The organism is Gilliamella sp. ESL0232, assembly GCF_013346885.1.
Classification (GTDB): domain Bacteria; phylum Pseudomonadota; class Gammaproteobacteria; order Enterobacterales; family Orbaceae; genus Gilliamella; species Gilliamella bombi.
In genome coordinates, this window is record NZ_JAAEDW010000005.1 from 146,485 (window position 1) to 165,325 (window position 18,841).

Sequence of the window (18,841 nt, forward strand, 5' to 3'; positions counted from 1 at the left end):
TTTAGATTAATTGTGCTAACTTTAAATGTACTCTGGTTGGTTTTTTACATCAAGAATTTTTATTTCTTTTACATTTTGTTGTAAGTTCATGTAGGTAAAGAGAATAAGAATATTCTTCTTGCTTGTGTTATAATTCAAAGCTAATTTTATCGCTTCATTTCTGGTAATTATGGCAGAACCAAAATTTATTCATCTTCATTTACATAGTGATTTCTCTATGATTGATGGAATTGCTAAGGTAGGTGCATTAGTAAATGAAATGAGCAAGTTGCAGATGCCTGCATTTGCAATCACTGATTTTACTAATCTTTGTGGACTGGTTAAGTTTTACGGCTCAGCAATGTCAAAAGGTATTAAACCTATCATTGGTGCAGATCTCGCTATTAGAAGTTCTCAATTGCCTGATGATATTTATCATCTAACTCTGTTAGCAGCTAATAATCAGGGATATCAAAATCTTACTTTATTGATTTCTAAAGCTTATCAGCGAGGATACATTGGAGATTTGCCTGTTGTTGATAATGAGTGGTTAATTGAGCATCGAGAAGGGTTAATTGTATTAGCTGGACGAGAAAGTGATATTGGTATCGGTATCGTTCGCAATAATCAAACTATTATTGAGCATGCTATTAATTTTTACCTTGAAAATTTTAATGAGCATTTTTATTTTGAGCTAGTACGGACTAAACGAATCAATGAAGAGCTATTTATTCATAGTGCAGTAAGATTGGCTGAACAGTATCAATTACCCGTGGTTGCTTCTAATGATGTTCGTTTTTTAAAAGCTTCAGATTTTGAGGCTCATGAAATTCGTGTTGCTATTCATGATGGGAATACACTTGAAGATCCTTCCCGACCTAAAAATTACTCAGCAGAGCAATATTTACGATCTGAACAGGAAATGTGTGAACTATTCTCTGATATACCAGAAGCGCTTGAAAATAGTGTTGAAATAGCAAAGCGCTGTAATGTAACCATCCGGTTAGGTGAATATTTTTTACCTAAATTTCCTACTGGTGATATGTCGACCGAAGATTTTTTGGTGCATAAATCGCGTGAAGGTTTAGAAGAAAGACTTGAGTTTTTATTTCCCGATCCAGAAGTTAGAAAACAAAGAAGACCTGAATATGATGAGCGTTTAGAAACAGAATTAACGGTTATTAATCAGATGGGTTTTCCTGGATACTTTCTAATTGTTATGGAATTTATTCAATGGTCGAAAGATAATGATATTCCCGTGGGACCTGGGCGTGGTTCAGGTGCGGGTTCACTAGTTGCGTATGCTTTAAAAATTACCGATTTAGACCCATTGGCGTTTGACTTACTTTTTGAACGATTTTTGAATCCTGAACGTGTTTCAATGCCTGATTTTGATGTCGACTTTTGTATGGAAAAGCGAGATCTAGTAATTGATCATGTTGCTGATATGTATGGTCGTGATGCAGTCTCTCAGATTATTACTTTTGGAACTATGGCGGCTAAAGCAGTAATCAGGGATGTTGGCCGAGTACTTGGACATCCTTATGGCTTTGTTGATCGGATTTCCAAATTAATTCCCTTAGATCCGGGAATGACATTGGTTAAAGCTTTTGAAGTTGAGCCTCAACTTCAGGAGTTATACGATAATAATGAAGAAATTAAATCATTAATTGATATCGCACGTCAATTAGAAGGTGTAACTAGAAATGCAGGTAAGCATGCTGGGGGCGTTGTAATTTCACCAACTAAGATTACAGATTTTTCGCCAATTTATTGTGATCCAGAAGGAAATCACCCAGTAACCCAGTTTGATAAAAATGATGTTGAATATGCAGGCCTTGTTAAATTTGACTTTTTAGGACTAAGGACATTAACCATTATTGATTGGGCAATCAAAATGATTAATGAACGTCAGTTAAGAGAAGGAAATAAACCTATCGATATTACTCGAATTCCTCTCGATGATCAGGCGTCATTTGATTTGTTATTGAAAGCCGAAACAACAGCTGTGTTCCAACTTGAATCTCGAGGTATGAAAGACTTAATAAGGCGATTAAAACCTGACTGTTTTGAGGATATGATCGCTTTAGTTGCTTTATTTAGACCCGGTCCGTTACAATCAGGCATGGTAGACAACTTTATTGACCGTAAACATGGCAGAGAAGAAGTATCCTATCCTGATATTAAATATCAACATGAATCATTAAAACCTATCTTAGAACCAACATACGGTATTATTTTGTACCAAGAACAAGTTATGCAAATTGCTCAGACTTTGTCGGGTTATACATTAGGTGGTGCGGATTTATTACGTCGAGCTATGGGGAAGAAAAAACCTGAGGAAATGGCAAAGCAACGCTCTGTTTTTAAAGAAGGTGCCGAAAAGCAAGGTATCGATGGTGAGCTTTCCATGCGCATTTTTGATTTAGTGGAAAAATTTGCCGGTTATGGTTTTAATAAATCTCATTCAGCAGCTTATGCGCTTGTTTCTTATCAAACATTATGGTTAAAAACTCATTATCCAGCAGAATTTATGGCTGCAGTTATGACTGCCGATATGGATAATACTGATAAAATTGTCGGTTTGGTTGATGAATGCTTACGGATGGGATTAAAGGTTAATCCACCAGATATTAATAGTGGTCTTTATCACTTTCATGTGAATGATAAAGGTGAGATTGTTTATGGGATTGGGGCTATAAAGGGTGTCGGTGAAGGTCCTATTGAGGCAATTGTTGAAGCACGTAATAGTGGTGGATATTTTAAAAATATATTCGAACTTTGTGCTCGAACAGATATGAAAAAGATCAACCGCCGTGTACTTGAAAAACTTACTATGGCAGGGGCATTTGATAAATTAGGCCCTCACAGAGCAGCTATTTTGCATAGTATTAATGATGCAATGCAGGCAGCGGATCAATATGCAAAAGCTCAAGATATTGGTCAAGAAGATATGTTTGGAGTCTTAGCTGAAGAACCTGAACAAGTTGAGCATGCTTATGCTGCGGTACCTGAATTACCCGATCAAGTTTTGCTTGATGGAGAACGTGAAGCTTTAGGGCTTTATTTAACAGGGCATCCTGTAACGCAATATTTAAAAGAATTAAATCGTTATACTGGTGGATTGCGAATTAGTGAAGCATCTCCGACAGGCTGGGGAAAAACAGTTACTTTTGCTGGTATTGTTACTGATGCTAGGACTCGAATTACTAAAAAAGGTAAAAAAATTGGCTTGTTTACTTTAGATGATCGTTCAGGTCGTATTGATGGTATGCTTTTTGCAGAATCTTTGGAAAATTTTGGACATTTACTCGTAAAAGATAAGATCTTAATTGTTACAGGCCAAGTTAGTAATGATGATTTTAATGGTGGTTTTAAAATGTCAGTGCGAGATATTGTTGATCTAAAAGATGCCCGTACTAAATATGTAAAAGGACTGTCCATTACATTAACAGAAAGCGAAGCAAATCAAGCAATATTGCAACGTTTACAACAAGTTTTAGAACCTTATCGTCATGGTAGTGTGCCTGTTAGCTTATATTATCACCGGAGTGATTCGGTTGTTAGGATTCAATTCGGTACGACATGGAGGGTTATTCCAGAGGACGCTCTGATTATTGAATTAAAGACACTTATTGGTATTGATCGTATTGAATTTGAGTTTGAATAAGAAAATAAACTTGTTAATAGTAGTCTGGTTGATTAATTAAATTTATTAAATAATGTTACTTTAATTAAATGTAAGTGGTATAACATTTTGAATAGTTGAAGTCTAATAATATAAATTTAGGTGACTTCAATGAGTATTACATAGTAGAATTGGATTAATTTTATTTTAAGAATTAGCCAGTATACTGTATTAGATGTGTATTTTTTTAAAATACCAAATAAATTAAGAGGCAATTACAAGCGTTATGAACAATTTTTTGGAATTTGAAAAGCCGATAGCGGAATTAGAAGCAAAAATTAATTCCTTAAAGAATATTGATTCGCAACAAGTTGAATTAGATATTAATTTAGATAAAGAGATTAAGCAATTACATAAAAAAAGTCGTGAATTAACAAAAAAAATATTTGCTAATTTAACTCCTTGGGAAATTGCGCAACTAGCAAGACATCCAAATCGTCCTTATACATTGGATTATCTGAAAGAAATTTTTACTGATTTTGATGAATTAGCTGGTGATAGGGCTTATGCTGACGACAAAGCAATTGTTGGTGGAATAGCTCGTATTGATGGAAGATCTGTGGTGGTTATTGGGCATCAAAAAGGTCGAGAAACAAAACAGAAAATTTATCGGAACTTTGGTATGCCCGCTCCAGAAGGGTATCGTAAAGCTTTACGATTAATGCAATTAGCGGAGCGTTTTAAATTACCAATTATTACTTTTATTGATACTCCAGGTGCTTATCCTGGTATTGGTGCCGAAGAGCGAGGTCAAGCAGAAGCTATTGCTCGTAATTTAAGAGAAATGTCACGTCTTAAAGTACCTACTATTTGTACAGTAATTGGAGAGGGAGGCTCTGGGGGGGCTCTTGCTATTGGGGTTGCCGATAAAGTTAATATGCTTCAATATAGTACTTACTCTGTTATATCGCCAGAAGGTTGTGCTTCGATTTTATGGAAAAGTGCTGATAAAGCACCAGTTGCAGCTGAAGCTATGAATATGACTGCAGATAAATTACTAAAATTGAATCTTATTGATTCGATTATAGCTGAGCCACTGGGCGGTGCCCACCGTGATTATGCTGTTGTATCTAATTCACTCAAAACACAGTTACTTAGTGATCTTGATGAACTTGAAAGTATGGATTTATCTGTATTACTAGAAAGAAGATATCAACGCTTGATGAACTATGGCTACGTAAGGTAATTTTAAATTTGGAATATTGTAATGAAAAAATCGACAGGCTTACTACGTATCCTTAAAGCAACAAAATATTCTTTAAAAGGCTTAAAATCGGCGATCAAACATGAAGCTGCATTTCGCCAAGAGTTAATTCTATTAGTTGTGGCTTATATTGTTGTAATGCTAATTGATTTCTCTATTTATGAGCGTATTTTGCTACTTGGTTCAATTGGAGTGGTGATGATTACTGAGTTAATAAATAGTGCAATTGAGTGTGTAGTTGATCGTATTGGCTCTGAAAGGCATGATTTATCTGGCCGAGCAAAGGATTATGGCTCGGCGGCGGTATTTTTGTCGTTATTATTGACTATTATTTTGTGGATTTATCTATTTTCTTGTCATTTTTCATCATGATTTTTGATTTAAACGTAGGTTTTCCTGAAAGTTTTTGACAATAGTTTAATCGCAAAAAACTATTCTTAAACTAGAATAGGATTGGTTTTCCAATAAAAATTTATAAAAATATTATTATAATTACGCTGGAAAATAAAAATAACAACGCTTTTGTAGGAAAATACAGGGTTATTTACACTTTATGGTTAAAATAATCCTCTAAAAACTTATAAGGCGTTTTTTTCGAAATCGCTTTATGGGGTTTAATTGTATTATAATAGTTAATAAATCGTTTAATATTGTGTTTTCTATCTTTTTAATGGCTAAATATTTTCTGATTATTCTACATTTCCATTAAAGATCGTATCACTCTTTTGAGCTTTCCCATTCGTTTGTGGACAGGCTAGTTTCGTGAATTTTTGATGGATACGATGGTTGTTACACGTTTTAACAAATAGCTCTTCACCTGTGCCTTGATATTCATGTCCATTCTTGGAATAAATACATTCAATGATAAAGGATATAGGGTTAACACATTGTTTGTATAAATAGTGCTAGTTAAATCGGGATTTATTGGGAGTAAATGCCTGCATAAAGCTCTTGTGAAAAATCATCAATACTGACCGACAAATAAATACTCTCGCCTCTTTTGTTTGGCTTCGTTTTTAAGTAAAGGTAAACGTTTGGTATTGTAGTATTTCCTCCCAGATAGGTTTTGTTATAGCGTTTAGCTTGTCGCCTTAATTTAACTTCAATGGACTTTCCGCCTTTAACCAGACGTTTAATTTCTATATGTAAATGATGCAACTATTGGTTATCAATTATAGATTAAGTTAATTGTATAGACTGAATTACCATATCTTTATCAATACCATCTATCACTTCAGCATGGCCAATTTTAGTTGGTATAACAAGCCTTAATTGCCCAGATAATACTTTTTTGTCTCGTAACATATGTGGCAGATAAGATTCAATTGACATTTTTTTTGGTCTGTTAACAGGTAGTTTAGCGCGAATTAATAAGTTCTTAATTCGTTCAATATCAGTTTGATCCAATTTACCAAGTAATTTGGCTGTTTGTGCAGCCATTAGCATACCAACACTGACAGCTTCGCCATGTAGCCAATTTCCATAGCCTAGTTCTGCTTCTATGGCATGCCCATAAGTGTGACCAAGATTTAAGATTGCTCGCATGTTTTGTTCTGTTTCGTCAGCAGCAACCACTTGTGCTTTGAGTTCACAGCAATGGTAAATACAGTAGCTTAATGCATTAACATCTAGGTTTAGTAAATCGTTGATGTGTTCTTCAAGCCAATCAAAAAATTTAGCATCTAAAATAATGCCGTATTTTATAACTTCGGCAAGTCCAGCCGAAAGCTCTCTTTGCGGTAATGTTTTTAAACAACTAAGATCAATCACTACAGACTGTGGTTGATAAAATGCGCCAATCATATTTTTACCCAGTGGGTGATTAATCGCTGTTTTACCTCCTACCGAGGAATCAACCTGTGATAATAGCGTTGTCGGCACTTGAATAAACTTAATTCCACGTTGATAAGCTGAAGCGGCAAATCCTGCAATGTCACCAATCACACCTCCACCTAGTGCTATAAGTATACTACTGCGAGTATGATTGTTTGCCAGTAACGTTGTCAAAATGCTATTCCATGTTTCCATGGTCTTATATTTTTCACCATCGGGAACAACAACTGAATCGGTTTTTACACCATGCTTTTCAAGCATATCAATTAGTGTTTGTAAATAAAGTGGGGCTATGGTTTCATTGGTAGCAATGAGTACGCGTTGCCCTGCTTGGAGTTTAAAATGTTGAAATTCACTTAGTAGATTTTCACCAATTGTGATTGGATAACTGCGTTTAGCTAGCGCTACATTTAATGTTTTTTGCATATTAATTTCCAGACAAGTCAAAGTGGATTTATTGTTGCATGTTAGCGATAAAAAAGTGGCAGTGCAACTTAGAATCATTTAAACTTGTCAATAATTTCTATTTGTGATATTAAATTTTATATGTCTTTATCTATTGTTTTAGCACAAAAAAATTGGCGTGTGGGCGACATTGAAGGAAACGCTCAACAGATTATTGAATTGATAAATAGCCACTCATCCGATGATCTCATTATTTTTCCAGAACTTGCTTTGTGTGGTTATCCACCCGAAGATTTAATTTTTCGTTCTGATTTTAAAGCTCGTTGCCAAAAAGCATTATCGTTGATTCAACAAGCGAGTCGGTACTGTGCAGTTATTGTTGGACATCCGCATTGGCAAGATCAAAATATTTATAATGCCCTTTCATTTTTTTATGATGGCGAATTGTTAGCTCGCTATCATAAACAGCGATTACCTAATTATGATGTATTTGATGAAAAGCGTTACTTTACGGCTGACAATCAAACTTGCGTAGTTGATTTTAAAGGTAAAAGGATTGGTTTACTAATTTGTGAAGATCTTTGGCAATTTGAGCCAGTTGATAATATCCATAAGGCTCAGGCTGATTTTGTTGTGGCTATTAACGCTTCGCCTTATGACTGCGACAAGCAGAAAAATCGTCGAGAGTTAGTTAAACAGCATGTTAAACGAACAGGTTTACCTTTCATTTATGTTAATCAAGTGGGTGGTCAAGACGAGCTGGTGTTTGATGGCGGATCATTTGTTTGTAATGAGCTTGGTGAAATTGTTTGTCAGCTAAAATCATTTGAAGAGCAAGTTTCTTCTTTTGAATATGGTGTAAATCATCAGGCGATAATTGATAATAATGAAAATGATCAATTAGCTTCAGTTTATGATGCATTGGTACTTGCGACTCGCGATTATGTTACTAAAAATGGCTTTCAAGGTGCAGTATTAGGACTGTCTGGAGGGATTGATTCAGCTTTAACCCTTGCTATTGCAGTTGATGCGCTAGGAAAAGATAAAGTGCAGGCAGTGATGATGCCATTTCGTTATACAGCCGATATTAGTATTGCTGATGCCAAAGAAGAAGCTGAAATATTAGGGGTTGAATTTGATATTATTTCGATTGAGCCAATGTTTGATGCGTTTATGGCATCGTTAAGTCCAATGTTTGTTGGTACGCCAAAAGATACTACTGAAGAAAATCTTCAAGCACGTTGTCGTGGTGTTGTTTTAATGGCACTATCAAATAAACGGCGCAGGCTGGTGCTGACAACGGGTAATAAAAGTGAAATGTCGGTAGGTTATGCAACTCTTTATGGCGATATGGCTGGTGGGTTTGATGTTCTGAAAGATGTGCCTAAAACCATGGTTTTTGCATTGTCAAAATATCGGAATACTCGTTCTTATGTTATTCCTGAAAGAGTGATTACTCGCCCTCCATCAGCAGAGTTGGCTCCAGATCAAAAAGATGAAGACAGTTTACCGCCTTATGATATTTTAGATGGAATTTTGAAAGGTTATGTCGAACTTGATCTTTCCGTTGAACAACTTATTGCGCAAGGTTATGATGAAGCAACTGTAAGGCGTGTTATTAAATTGGTTGATATAAATGAGTATAAACGTCGCCAATCAGCGGTCGGTCCGAAAATAACAGCTCGTAACTTTGGCAAAGGTCGCCGTTATCCTATTACTTCTGCTTTTGGATTTAAAAATTGGTGATCTTGAATTAAAGGTAAATTAAATATGAAAAAGATTGAAGCTATTATTAAACCATTTAAATTAGATGATATTCGAGAGGCACTTGCTGATCAAGGTATTACAGGTATGACAGTTACTGAAGTTAAAGGTTTTGGTCGTCAAAAGGGGCATACTGAACTTTATCGCGGTGCGGAATATATGGTTGATTTTCTGCCGAAGGTGAAAATTGAACTTATTGTGTCTGATGATATTTTAGAAATGTGTATTGAGACTATTATGAAGACAGCACAAACCGGTAAAATTGGTGATGGCAAAATTTTTGTTTATAACGTTGAACAAGTCATTCGTATTCGAACTGGCGAAATGGATGAATCTGCGATTTAGTTTAAATTACTGAATGTCAGGTCGTTCTTGTTTGAGTAGCTCAGAAGTCACAATACCTTGAATCGAACAAATAAGAAGGTTCATATTTGGGCTTTTTTCGAGTAATAGCAGTTTTTCGGTGGTATCTGGAGCTGGAATGGTTTTAACACCGACAACAGTTCCGGTATTTTTATGCCAAGTCTGGAGATCGTCATTAATATTACGAATCTTTGGATTTGCGATATACAGTAGGTTATCTTCCATATTTTTCCAATCTACAAAATTCAAAGCATCTTTGATTTGATTAATATCATTATCGATTATAAATCCCCAGAAATAATATTTTCCCATTTTGCCAAGATCCATGGCACTATCATAATAGCCAATGATTGTTAGGTTTTTATAAGTCATAGGAGTTTTGAAATAAACGTAGTTTTTAGTTATATCAGAGCGATTTTCAATAACAATATTGGCTTGATTTTTATTAAAAACTTTTATATTAGTATATTTTTCTAGTTCATTTTTATTGCTATAAACTTCTTTAAAAAAATCAGAGTTGCAAAGCATTAACGAATCAATCAATGGCACTTTATCGGCTGATGCGATAAAAGAATAAAATATAAAAAATAGAGTAATGATGTTTTTTATCATATTGATTCGATTAGGCAAAATTTAGGTACCAAAATTAATGACCCCGTGATTGTATAATTATTACGACAGAATAACAATGTTAAAGCTATTTTCTTTTTTTCTAACTATTTAGCTTTGTCTTTCTTTGCTAAAACTCTTTACAAAAATTAATTTAATTTCACAAAAATATAATTTATCAAGTAATAATGTATTTTATATTTATATATGGAATGCAGATCGCATATTTATGTATTAATTTAGAAATAGTTTGAATATAAAATAACTATAATTTAGATTAACTATTAAGTTACTTCAGTTACTCAATAAAGTTTAGATGGAAATTAATTATGTGCTCAACATTTGCAAATCGAATTTTAACAGAGCTTTCTGACGTTGAAGATATTTCAATTAAAACGTTTTTTGGAGGATTTAGTGTTAATAGTAAAGATATAATGTTTGGTTGGGTTACCCAAAAAAGCTTTTATTTAAGAGGGCATCCAGATTATCGTTCACTTTTTATTAATTTGGGTATGCAGCCATTAAGTATAACGACAGGCATGTCTACTAAATTGCTTGATTATTATAAGGTAGGTAATGAACTTTTTAAGGATCATGAAAAACTGTTTTCTATGGTACAGATGGTGATAAAGTATACTAAAAAAGAGCAATATGAAAAAAACGAAATCAAAGCAAAACGGATAAAAGAGTTGCCAAATATGACTTTGTCGTTAGAAAGGTTATTGTGTAGTGTTGGAATTAAAGATGTTGATACCTTTCAAAAGGTAGGTTATTTGAATGCATATTATAAAATAAAACAAAAAAAAGAAACCATTTCCATTAATATATTGTTTGTTTTATATAGTTCTTTACATCGTTTTCATGTTGCAACTTTGTCCAAGGAGACTAAAAAAGAAATTGAACTTGAATATCAATGTTTTTTAAACCAGATGGATAATGACTCATATAAAGAATAATTTTGACTGGCTATGTTGATCAAAGTACTTATAATAATATCACCATAATAATAACAGTTATCTAAAAATGCTTTACGATGAAGTATAATTACATTTTTAGATAATTTTTTATGGTTGATATTATTTATGTTTTCTATCTACTATTTAGTTTAGTCAATTTGATGGTTTTCTACGTGGTGGACGTCTAAATGGTTTTGGATGAGGCAAATCAACCAGTAGCGCAGAAGGATCATATTGGCTAACAGGAATAGCATGATCAATTGCTTTTTCAATAGCAGGTAAATTTTGCGAATAACGTTCACAGGCTAATGAAATTGAGTAACCTCCAGCTCCTGCACGCCCTGTTCTTCCAATTCGATGACGATAATCATCACAATCATCGGGCAGATCATAATTAAAAACGTGAGTAACATTAGGTATATGTAATCCTCTGGCTGCGACATCGGTAGCAACTAAAATATCAAGATGACCTTGGGTAAATTGTTCTAAAATTGATAAACGTTTTTTCTGAGCAATATCACCAGTTAATAATCCAACACGATGACCATCAGCGATAAGGTGCCGCCAAATCTTTTCGCAAGTTACTTTGGTATTAGCAAACACAATGCAACGATCAGGCCATTCTTCCTCAATTAGTGTTTGTAAAAGTGCTAATTTATCTTCGTTAGATGGGAAAAATAGTTCTTCTTTAATGCGATGCCCAATTTTTTGTTCTGGTTCAACTTCAATATACTGAGGATTATTCATATGCTCAAAGGCTAATTCACGCACGTTGTGTGTTAATGTTGCAGAAAACAACATGGTTAATCTTTTTTGTGGTGGTGTCATATGTTTGAAAACCCAACGTATGTCACGGATAAATCCTAAATCAAACATGCGATCGGCTTCGTCTAATACGACAACTTGAATTGCGTCTAAATTAATATAATTTTGCTTTGCATAATCAATCAATCGTCCTGTTGTGGCAATTAAAATATCGACCCCTGTGGAAAGCATTTTTAATTGTTTATCATAGCCATCACCACCAAAAGCTAATCCTAATTTTAATCCTGTTTCTTCAGATAGCCGTTCAGCGTCATGGTATATTTGTACAACTAATTCGCGTGTAGGGGCAATAATTATTGCCCTTGGTTGATTTATTTTGTGATCAGGTAAAGGCTCATGATTCAACAAGTGATTAAATGTTGATGCTAAAAACGCCATGGTTTTGCCTGTTCCTGTTTGTCCTTGCCCTGCAATATCCATTCCGTTAGTGGTTAGCGGTAATGTCTTTTCTTGAATTGGTGTGCAATAAACAAATCCTTTTTTTTCAAGTGCTTTTAACACTGAAGGATGAAGAGGAAATTGGCTAAAAGTTGTTTTGGTAAGATATGATTGAATCATTATTGTTGTGAATATAATTATCAGAATTGTCAGATTATAACACACTAAATATAGTGACATCACTAATAATTATATCCTATTATACTAATTGCTAGTAGAGAAATTCAAAGTATTCTATTATTGTAAAAAGTAAAAATGTAGGAGACAAAAATGAGTGATAATATCGTTCAGTTATCAGAAGCAACTTTTGATAAAGTAGTTAATGAATCATCGAAACCAGTACTCGTTGATTTTTGGGCTTCATGGTGTAAGCCTTGTAAAATGGTTGCTCCGATTTTGGAAGAAATAGCTCAAGAATATAGCGATAAGATAGTTATTGCCAAATTGAATATTGAAGAAAATCCCAATATAGCACCTAAATTTGGTATTCGAGGTATTCCTACTTTATTGATTTTCAAAAACGGACAAGTAGCTGCCACTCAAGTAGGAGCTTTATCTAAAGCTCAACTTAGAGATTTTATTAATCCTCAATTGTAATAGTTACTTTATGTTTTTATAATATGGTTAATAGAGTAATGAATTTTGCATTACTCTTTTTTTGTGTCTTTAATTTTACTAGATTTATTAATTTATAATAGTTATATTCAATTAATTGTAGACAAATTAATGATTTTAGTGTAATCTGTGCTTCTCTTACATGTATCCCTTTCTGTAATTCATTGTTTTTATTGGTAAAGTGGTGAAATTCTATATTCAAATGTTCAATTATCATCAAAAGCTTAGCAATCGATTGAATTTAAGTGTTGTAAGAGAGCTTTTTTATAAGCGAATTAAACAAATATACAAAAATAATATTAAATTGCAAACATATCAATTTTATCCTCAAGAATTTTTAACATTATGAATTTAACTGAATTAAAAAACACTTCTGTTTCCGAGCTTGTAGCGCTTGGAGAAAAAAAGATGGGGCTTGAAAATCTTGCCCGACTTAGAAAACAAGACATTATTTTTGCAATCTTAAAACAACATGCCAAAAGTGGTGAAGATATTTTTGGTGATGGCGTACTGGAAATTTTGCAAGATGGATTTGGCTTTTTGCGTTCAGCTGATAGCTCTTATTTAGCTGGTCCTGATGATATTTATGTATCACCAAGTCAGATTCGACGATTTAATTTAAGGACTGGTGATACCATTGCAGGTAAAATCCGTCCGCCAAAAGAAGGTGAACGATATTTTGCTTTGTTAAAAGTAAATGAAGTAAATCACGATAAACCAGAAGATGCCCGCAATAAAATTCTTTTCGAAAACTTAACTCCACTTCATCCAAATTCTCGTTTACGAATGGAACGAGGTAACGGTTCTACCGAAGATATCACCGCAAGAGTTCTTGATTTAGCATCACCAATTGGTAAAGGTCAACGTGGCTTGATTGTTGCACCACCAAAAGCAGGTAAAACAATGCTTTTACAAAATATTGCACAAAGCTTAGCGGTTAATCATCCTGAATGCGAGTTAGTTGTATTAATGATTGATGAGCGTCCCGAAGAAGTGACCGAAATGCAGCGTCTAGTTAAAGGTGAAGTTGTTGCATCGACATTCGATGAACCAGCAGCAAGACATGTTCAAGTTGCTGAAATGGTTATTGAACGCGCAAAACGTTTGGTTGAACATAAAAAAGATGTGATTATTTTATTAGATTCGATCACCCGTTTGGCTCGTGCATACAATACAGTTGTTCCTTCATCAGGTAAAGTGTTGACTGGTGGTGTGGATGCGAATGCATTACATCGTCCGAAACGTTTTTTTGGTGCAGCACGTAATGTGGAAGAAGGTGGTAGTTTAACAATTATTGCAACAGCATTGATTGATACTGGCTCTAAAATGGATGAAGTTATCTATGAAGAGTTTAAAGGTACCGGTAATATGGAAGTCCATTTATCGCGTAAAATTGCTGAACGTCGTGTGTTTCCTGCTATTGACTTTAATCGTTCTGGTACACGTAAAGAAGATCTAATGACTTCGCCTGATGAACTACAAAAAATGTGGATTTTACGCAAAATTCTTAACCCAATGGGTGAGACTGATGCAATGGAGTTCTTGATCGATAAACTTGCCATGACTAAAACTAATGATGAGTTTTTCGAAATGATGAAACGTTCATGATTTATTCAGTTGATAGTAAATATCATTAAAGTCACGAAAAAGAGCCGTATTGTATTCTGATACGGCTTTTTTTATGGCAAAATATAGCGTAATTTATAAAACTTAATTAAGTTTTAGGTGTTGTTAAAACCTTATGGTTAAGGTTATAGAGGTTTAATAAAGGAGCCAAATCATGTCAAAACAACAAATCGGTGTTATTGGAATGGCAGTTATGGGGCGAAATCTTGCGCTCAATATTGAAAGTCGAGGATTTTCTGTTGCTATTTATAATCGCTCTAAAGATAAAACAGAACAAGTCATGGCTGAACATTCTGATAAGAAATTGGTTCCTTATTATACAATTGAAGATTTTGTCAATTCTTTAGAAAAACCACGCCGTATCCTGATTATGGTGCAAGCAGGTAAAGGTACTGATGCAGTAATTGATGAGTTGCGTCCACTTTTAGATAAAGGTGATATTATTATCGATGGTGGGAATGCCTATTTTGAAGATACAATTCGTCGAAACAAAACATTGTTAGCAGAAGGATTTAACTTTATTGGTACTGGTGTTTCAGGTGGCGAAGAGGGAGCGCTAAAAGGTCCATCAATTATGCCTGGTGGGCAAAAAGAGGCTTATGAACTAGTTGCTCCTATATTAGAGAAAATAGCGGCTAAAGCTAATGGTGAACCTTGTGTTGCTTATATAGGTCCAAATGGTGCAGGTCATTATGTAAAAATGGCACATAATGGCATTGAGTATGGCGATATGCAACTGATAGCTGAAAGCTATTCGGTATTAAAACATGCTGTTGGTTTAACTAATGATGAACTTGCTGAGGTGTTTACAGATTGGAATAAAGGCGAGTTAGACAGTTATTTAATCGAAATTACCGCTGATATCTTTAAGCATAAAGACGAAGATGGTAATTATTTAATTGATGTGATTTTAGATGCGGCAGGCAATAAAGGTACAGGTAAATGGACCAGCCAAAGTGCTTTAGATTTGGGTGAGCCTTTATCTTTAATCACTGAGTCTGTATTTGCTCGTTATCTATCAGCAATTAAAGATCAGCGAGTTGCGGCGGCAAAAGTGTTAAAAGGTCCTCAAAAAGCGCCTTATAGTGGTGATAAGCAGGAGCTCATAGAAAAAGTCCGTAAAGCACTGTATATGGGTAAAATTATTTCTTATGCACAAGGTTTTGCACAGCTAAAAGCTGCTTCTCATACATATCAATGGAATTTAAATTATGGTGAAATAGCTAAGATTTTTAGAGCAGGGTGTATTATTCGTGCACAGTTTCTTCAAAAAATTACTGATGCTTATGCCGATAATAATGAGATTGATAATTTATTGTTAGCGCCTTATTTTAATCAAACAGTTGAGGCTTACCAACAATCATTACGTGATGTGGTATCTTTAGCGGTACAACAAGGTATTGCTGTTCCAACACTTTCAGCAGCGATTGCTTATTATGATAGTTATCGATCAGCGGTATTACCAGCTAATTTGATTCAAGCTCAGAGAGATTATTTTGGTGCTCATACCTATGAGCGTATTGATAAAGAAGGTGTGTTCCATACCGATTGGTTAAATATTGAATCTTAATATTTTCAATTTATAATCTTATTTTGCTATACAAGAGTGCAAGTAAGTTTGCACTTTTGTATAGCTTTTTCCCCTTTTGTATCTCAATATTTCATAACTCCTTGTCATTATTGATTTTAAATTTGTCAAGTGATTTCATTTATTAAAAAGCCTAGAAAAACACTATATATTGTGTATAATTGAATATTATTTACTATATATAGTGTTATTTAAGCGGTAGAAAGCCTCGGGATTATATCAAAAAACTAATGATTTGATAAAAAATGAATAATAACAACGAATATTAATGTTGGTATAACACCTGTGACTAACGCGAGTTATTGATGGATATTGAGGAGTATATATGCCTGTAGTAATAAAACGAGATGGTTGTCAAACTGCATTTAATGAGACTCGAATTAAAGATGCAATTGTCAAAGCAGCTGTGGCGACGAATGTTCATGATCCTGATTATTGCGAAACGGTTGCTCGTGTTGTTACTAATCAAATGAGCGAACGTGAAAGTGTTGATATCAACGAAATTCAAAATGCAGTTGAAAATCAGTTAATGTCAGGCCCTTATAAAAAATTAGCGAGAACTTATATTGAGTATCGTCATGATCGTGATCGTGCTCGAGAAGAACGTAGCCGTCTAAATCAAGATATTCGAGGGTTAATTGAGCAAAGTAATGTCGCCATTTTAAATGAAAATGCTAACAAAGATAGCAAGGTTATTCCAACTCAACGTGATTTACTTGCGGGTATTGTAGCAAGGCATTATGCAAAGCAGTATTTATTACCTAAAGATATTTCTCGTGCTCATGATTGTGGTGAAATTCATTATCATGATTTAGATTATGCGCCATTTTTCCCTATGTTTAACTGTATGTTAATTGACTTAGATGGTATGTTAACAAATGGTTTTAAAATGGGTAATGCTGAGATTGAGCCTCCAAAATCAATTGCTACAGCAACTGCGGTAACTGCACAAATTATAGCGCAAGTGGCTAGCCATATTTATGGTGGCACGACCATTAATCGTATCGATGAAGTTTTAGCAAAGTTTGTTACTATTAGTTATAACAAACACAAACAAGTGGCTGAAGAATGGAATATCCCAAATCCAGAAGCTTATGCTGAAAGTCGCACTCAAAAAGAGTGTTATGATGCATTTCAATCTCTTGAATATGAAGTAAACACTTTACACACAGCTAATGGACAAACTCCGTTTGTTACTTTTGGTTTTGGTTTAGGAACTAGTTGGGAATCACGCTTAATTCAAGAGTCTATTTTAAAAGTTCGTATCAAAGGATTAGGTAAAAATCATAAAACAGCAGTTTTTCCAAAACTTGTTTTTGCCATTAAAGATGGTATTAACCATAAACAGGGCGATATTAATTATGATATTAAGAAACTTGCACTTGAGTGTGCAAGTAAACGGATGTACCCAGATATTTTAAATTACGATAAAGTTGTTGAAGTGACGGGTTCATTTAAAACGCCAATGGGTTGTCGAAGTTTCTTGGGCGTTTATGAAGAAAACGGCCAGTTAATTCATGATGGGCGCAATAATTTAGGTGTAATTAGTCTAAATTTGCCTCGTATAGCTATTGAAGCTAAAGGTGATGAAGCTCGATTTTGGGAAATTTTAGATAAACGTTTAGAACTATGTAAAAAAGCATTAATGACGCGTATTGCTAGACTTGATGGCGTAAAAGCAAGAGTGGCACCAATTTTATATATGGAAGGTGCTTGTGGTGTAAGGCTTAACGAAGATGACAATGTTTCTGAAATTTTCAAAAATGGGCGAGCTTCAATTTCTTTAGGTTATATTGGTCTTCATGAAACATTAAATGCACTTTACGGAAATCAAACGCATCCATTTGATAGTGATAAATTACGCGAAAAAGGTGTGGCAATTGTTGAGCGTTTACGTAATGCGGTGGATCAATGGAAGAACGAAACCGGTTATGGGTTTAGTTTATATAGCACACCAAGCGAAAATTTATGTGATCGATTTTGCCGACTTGATACGGCTGAATTTGGTGTAATTCCAGGTGTTACTGATAAAGGTTATTACACTAACAGTTTCCATCTTGATGTTGAGAAAAAGGTTAATCCGTACGAAAAAATCGAATTTGAAAAACCTTATCCTCAAGTTGCTAATGGTGGTTTCATCTGTTATGGCGAATATCCAAATATGATTAACAATATCAAAGCATTAGAAGATGTTTGGGATTATAGTTATTCACGAGTTCCTTATTATGGGACTAATACGCCAATAGATGAATGTTATGAATGTGGTTATACCGGTGAATTTTCTTGTACCAGCAAAGGCTTTGTTTGCCCAAGTTGTGGTAATCATGATTCTTCAAAAGTATCGGTTACTCGTCGTGTTTGTGGATATTTAGGTAGTCCTGATGCCCGCCCATTCAATGCAGGTAAACAAGAAGAAGTAAAACGTCGAGTTAAACATTTAAATAATGGTCAAATTGGTTAATAATCAATAAATATTTATGAATTATCATCGTTATTATTCTGTCGATGTTGTTAATGGGGAAGGAACTCGCTGTGTTCTTTTTGTTGCCGGGTGTGTACATCAGTGCCCAGGTTGCTATAACAAAAGTACATGGGGAGTAAATTCTGGTTTACCATTTACACAAGCACTTGAAGATCAAATCATTAAAGATTTACAAGATACTGAAATAAAACGTCAAGGATTATCGCTTTCTGGCGGTGATCCTTTGCATCCTAAAAACGTTGCAACTATATTAAAACTGGTCCAACGTGTTAAATCTGAGTGCGATAATAAAGATATTTGGCTTTGGACTGGGTATAAGCTTGATGAGTTAACAGCTGAACAACAAGCGGTTATTCCTTATATTGATGTGTTAATTGATGGGAAATTTGTGCAGGAACTTGCTGATCCTCGCCTATTATGGCGAGGAAGCAGCAATCAAGTTATCCATCGTTTTAAATAAAAATCA

General features: G+C 34.4%; 15 protein-coding genes. 11 read left to right on the forward strand and 4 right to left on the reverse strand.

Annotated features, from left to right (window positions below; translation table 11 throughout):
• Positions 1–169: 169 nt before the first annotated feature.
• The 3 genes from dnaE (at position 170) to GYW75_RS07090 (ending at position 5,243) form a co-directional block, all read left to right on the forward strand.
• Complete coding sequence (gene dnaE / locus GYW75_RS07080; RefSeq protein WP_174798872.1) at positions 170–3,649, forward strand: DNA polymerase III subunit alpha; 3,480 nt, start codon at positions 170–172, stop codon at positions 3,647–3,649.
• A 244-nt stretch (positions 3,650–3,893) separates the two neighbouring features.
• Positions 3,894–4,853 (forward strand): acetyl-CoA carboxylase carboxyl transferase subunit alpha, encoded by a 960-nt coding sequence (accA, locus tag GYW75_RS07085; protein WP_174798873.1) that lies wholly within the window; start codon positions 3,894–3,896, stop codon positions 4,851–4,853.
• A 21-nt stretch (positions 4,854–4,874) separates the two neighbouring features.
• Positions 4,875–5,243: a diacylglycerol kinase gene (locus GYW75_RS07090; RefSeq protein ID WP_034910464.1), complete on the forward strand. Its 369-nt coding sequence runs from the start codon at positions 4,875–4,877 to the stop codon at positions 5,241–5,243.
• Between the two features lie 549 nt (positions 5,244–5,792).
• Here GYW75_RS07090 and GYW75_RS07095 read toward each other — a convergent pair.
• Positions 5,793–6,029 (reverse strand): hypothetical protein, encoded by a 237-nt coding sequence (locus GYW75_RS07095; RefSeq protein ID WP_174798874.1) that lies wholly within the window; start codon positions 6,027–6,029, stop codon positions 5,793–5,795.
• Between the two features lie 21 nt (positions 6,030–6,050).
• On the reverse strand, positions 6,051–7,130 hold the full coding sequence (gene aroB, locus GYW75_RS07100) for a 3-dehydroquinate synthase (RefSeq protein ID WP_034910466.1): 1,080 nt from the start codon (positions 7,128–7,130) through the stop codon (positions 6,051–6,053).
• Positions 7,131–7,250: 120 nt separating this feature from the next.
• On the opposite strand from aroB, the gene GYW75_RS07105 reads away from it, so the two are divergent.
• Together GYW75_RS07105 and glnB are read left to right on the forward strand one after the other, a co-directional pair.
• On the forward strand, positions 7,251–8,855 hold the full coding sequence (locus GYW75_RS07105) for an NAD+ synthase (protein WP_174798875.1): 1,605 nt from the start codon (positions 7,251–7,253) through the stop codon (positions 8,853–8,855).
• Positions 8,856–8,879: 24 nt separating this feature from the next.
• Positions 8,880–9,218: a nitrogen regulatory protein P-II gene (glnB, locus tag GYW75_RS07110; protein ID WP_034910467.1), complete on the forward strand. Its 339-nt coding sequence runs from the start codon at positions 8,880–8,882 to the stop codon at positions 9,216–9,218.
• Between the two features lie 6 nt (positions 9,219–9,224).
• On the opposite strand, the gene GYW75_RS07115 is transcribed toward glnB, so the two are convergent.
• A complete protein-coding gene (locus GYW75_RS07115; protein WP_051634156.1) occupies positions 9,225–9,848 on the reverse strand; it encodes a hypothetical protein in 624 nt (207 codons plus the stop codon).
• A gap of 326 nt (positions 9,849–10,174) precedes the next feature.
• Between GYW75_RS07115 and GYW75_RS07120 the strand changes: the two genes are divergently transcribed.
• Complete coding sequence (locus GYW75_RS07120; protein ID WP_174798876.1) at positions 10,175–10,801, forward strand: TfoX/Sxy family DNA transformation protein; 627 nt, start codon at positions 10,175–10,177, stop codon at positions 10,799–10,801.
• Between the two features lie 153 nt (positions 10,802–10,954).
• On the opposite strand, the gene rhlB is transcribed toward GYW75_RS07120, so the two are convergent.
• Positions 10,955–12,184 carry an ATP-dependent RNA helicase RhlB gene (gene rhlB / locus GYW75_RS07125; RefSeq protein WP_065609437.1) on the reverse strand — a complete coding sequence of 410 codons (1,230 nt, stop codon included), beginning with the start codon at positions 12,182–12,184 and terminating at the stop codon, positions 10,955–10,957.
• A gap of 150 nt (positions 12,185–12,334) precedes the next feature.
• Here rhlB and trxA point away from each other — a divergent pair, with 150 nt between their 5' ends.
• The 5 genes from trxA (at position 12,335) to nrdG (ending at position 18,835) form a co-directional block, all read left to right on the forward strand.
• Positions 12,335–12,661 (forward strand): thioredoxin TrxA, encoded by a 327-nt coding sequence (gene trxA / locus GYW75_RS07130; RefSeq protein ID WP_085163891.1) that lies wholly within the window; start codon positions 12,335–12,337, stop codon positions 12,659–12,661.
• A 363-nt stretch (positions 12,662–13,024) separates the two neighbouring features.
• Positions 13,025–14,287 carry a transcription termination factor Rho gene (gene rho / locus GYW75_RS07135; protein WP_034910472.1) on the forward strand — a complete coding sequence of 421 codons (1,263 nt, stop codon included), beginning with the start codon at positions 13,025–13,027 and terminating at the stop codon, positions 14,285–14,287.
• 172 nt (positions 14,288–14,459) lie between these two features.
• Positions 14,460–15,875, forward strand: coding sequence for an NADP-dependent phosphogluconate dehydrogenase (gene gndA, locus GYW75_RS07140; protein ID WP_174798877.1), 1,416 nt, complete (start codon positions 14,460–14,462; stop codon positions 15,873–15,875).
• A gap of 343 nt (positions 15,876–16,218) precedes the next feature.
• Positions 16,219–18,354 (forward strand): anaerobic ribonucleoside-triphosphate reductase, encoded by a 2,136-nt coding sequence (gene nrdD, locus GYW75_RS07145; protein ID WP_085163892.1) that lies wholly within the window; start codon positions 16,219–16,221, stop codon positions 18,352–18,354.
• 16 nt (positions 18,355–18,370) lie between these two features.
• Positions 18,371–18,835: an anaerobic ribonucleoside-triphosphate reductase-activating protein gene (gene nrdG, locus GYW75_RS07150; RefSeq protein ID WP_174798878.1), complete on the forward strand. Its 465-nt coding sequence runs from the start codon at positions 18,371–18,373 to the stop codon at positions 18,833–18,835.
• Positions 18,836–18,841 lie beyond the last annotated feature (6 nt).

Excerpts from the sequence above, each read along its gene's own strand:
- dnaE (WP_174798872.1), top strand. The coding sequence starts at position 170 with ATGGCAGAACCAAAATTTATTCATCTTCATTTACATAGTGATTTCTCT.
- accA (WP_174798873.1), top strand. The coding sequence starts at position 3,894 with ATGAACAATTTTTTGGAATTTGAAAAGCCGATAGCGGAATTAGAAGCA.
- GYW75_RS07090 (WP_034910464.1), top strand. The coding sequence starts at position 4,875 with ATGAAAAAATCGACAGGCTTACTACGTATCCTTAAAGCAACAAAATAT.
- aroB (WP_034910466.1), bottom strand. The coding sequence starts at position 7,130 with ATGCAAAAAACATTAAATGTAGCGCTAGCTAAACGCAGTTATCCAATC.
- GYW75_RS07105 (WP_174798875.1), top strand. The coding sequence starts at position 7,251 with ATGTCTTTATCTATTGTTTTAGCACAAAAAAATTGGCGTGTGGGCGAC.
- glnB (WP_034910467.1), top strand. The coding sequence starts at position 8,880 with ATGAAAAAGATTGAAGCTATTATTAAACCATTTAAATTAGATGATATT.
- GYW75_RS07115 (WP_051634156.1), bottom strand. The coding sequence starts at position 9,848 with ATGATAAAAAACATCATTACTCTATTTTTTATATTTTATTCTTTTATC.
- GYW75_RS07120 (WP_174798876.1), top strand. The coding sequence starts at position 10,175 with ATGTGCTCAACATTTGCAAATCGAATTTTAACAGAGCTTTCTGACGTT.
- rhlB (WP_065609437.1), bottom strand. The coding sequence starts at position 12,184 with ATGATTCAATCATATCTTACCAAAACAACTTTTAGCCAATTTCCTCTT.
- trxA (WP_085163891.1), top strand. The coding sequence starts at position 12,335 with ATGAGTGATAATATCGTTCAGTTATCAGAAGCAACTTTTGATAAAGTA.
- rho (WP_034910472.1), top strand. The coding sequence starts at position 13,025 with ATGAATTTAACTGAATTAAAAAACACTTCTGTTTCCGAGCTTGTAGCG.
- gndA (WP_174798877.1), top strand. The coding sequence starts at position 14,460 with ATGTCAAAACAACAAATCGGTGTTATTGGAATGGCAGTTATGGGGCGA.
- nrdD (WP_085163892.1), top strand. The coding sequence starts at position 16,219 with ATGCCTGTAGTAATAAAACGAGATGGTTGTCAAACTGCATTTAATGAG.
- nrdG (WP_174798878.1), top strand. The coding sequence starts at position 18,371 with ATGAATTATCATCGTTATTATTCTGTCGATGTTGTTAATGGGGAAGGA.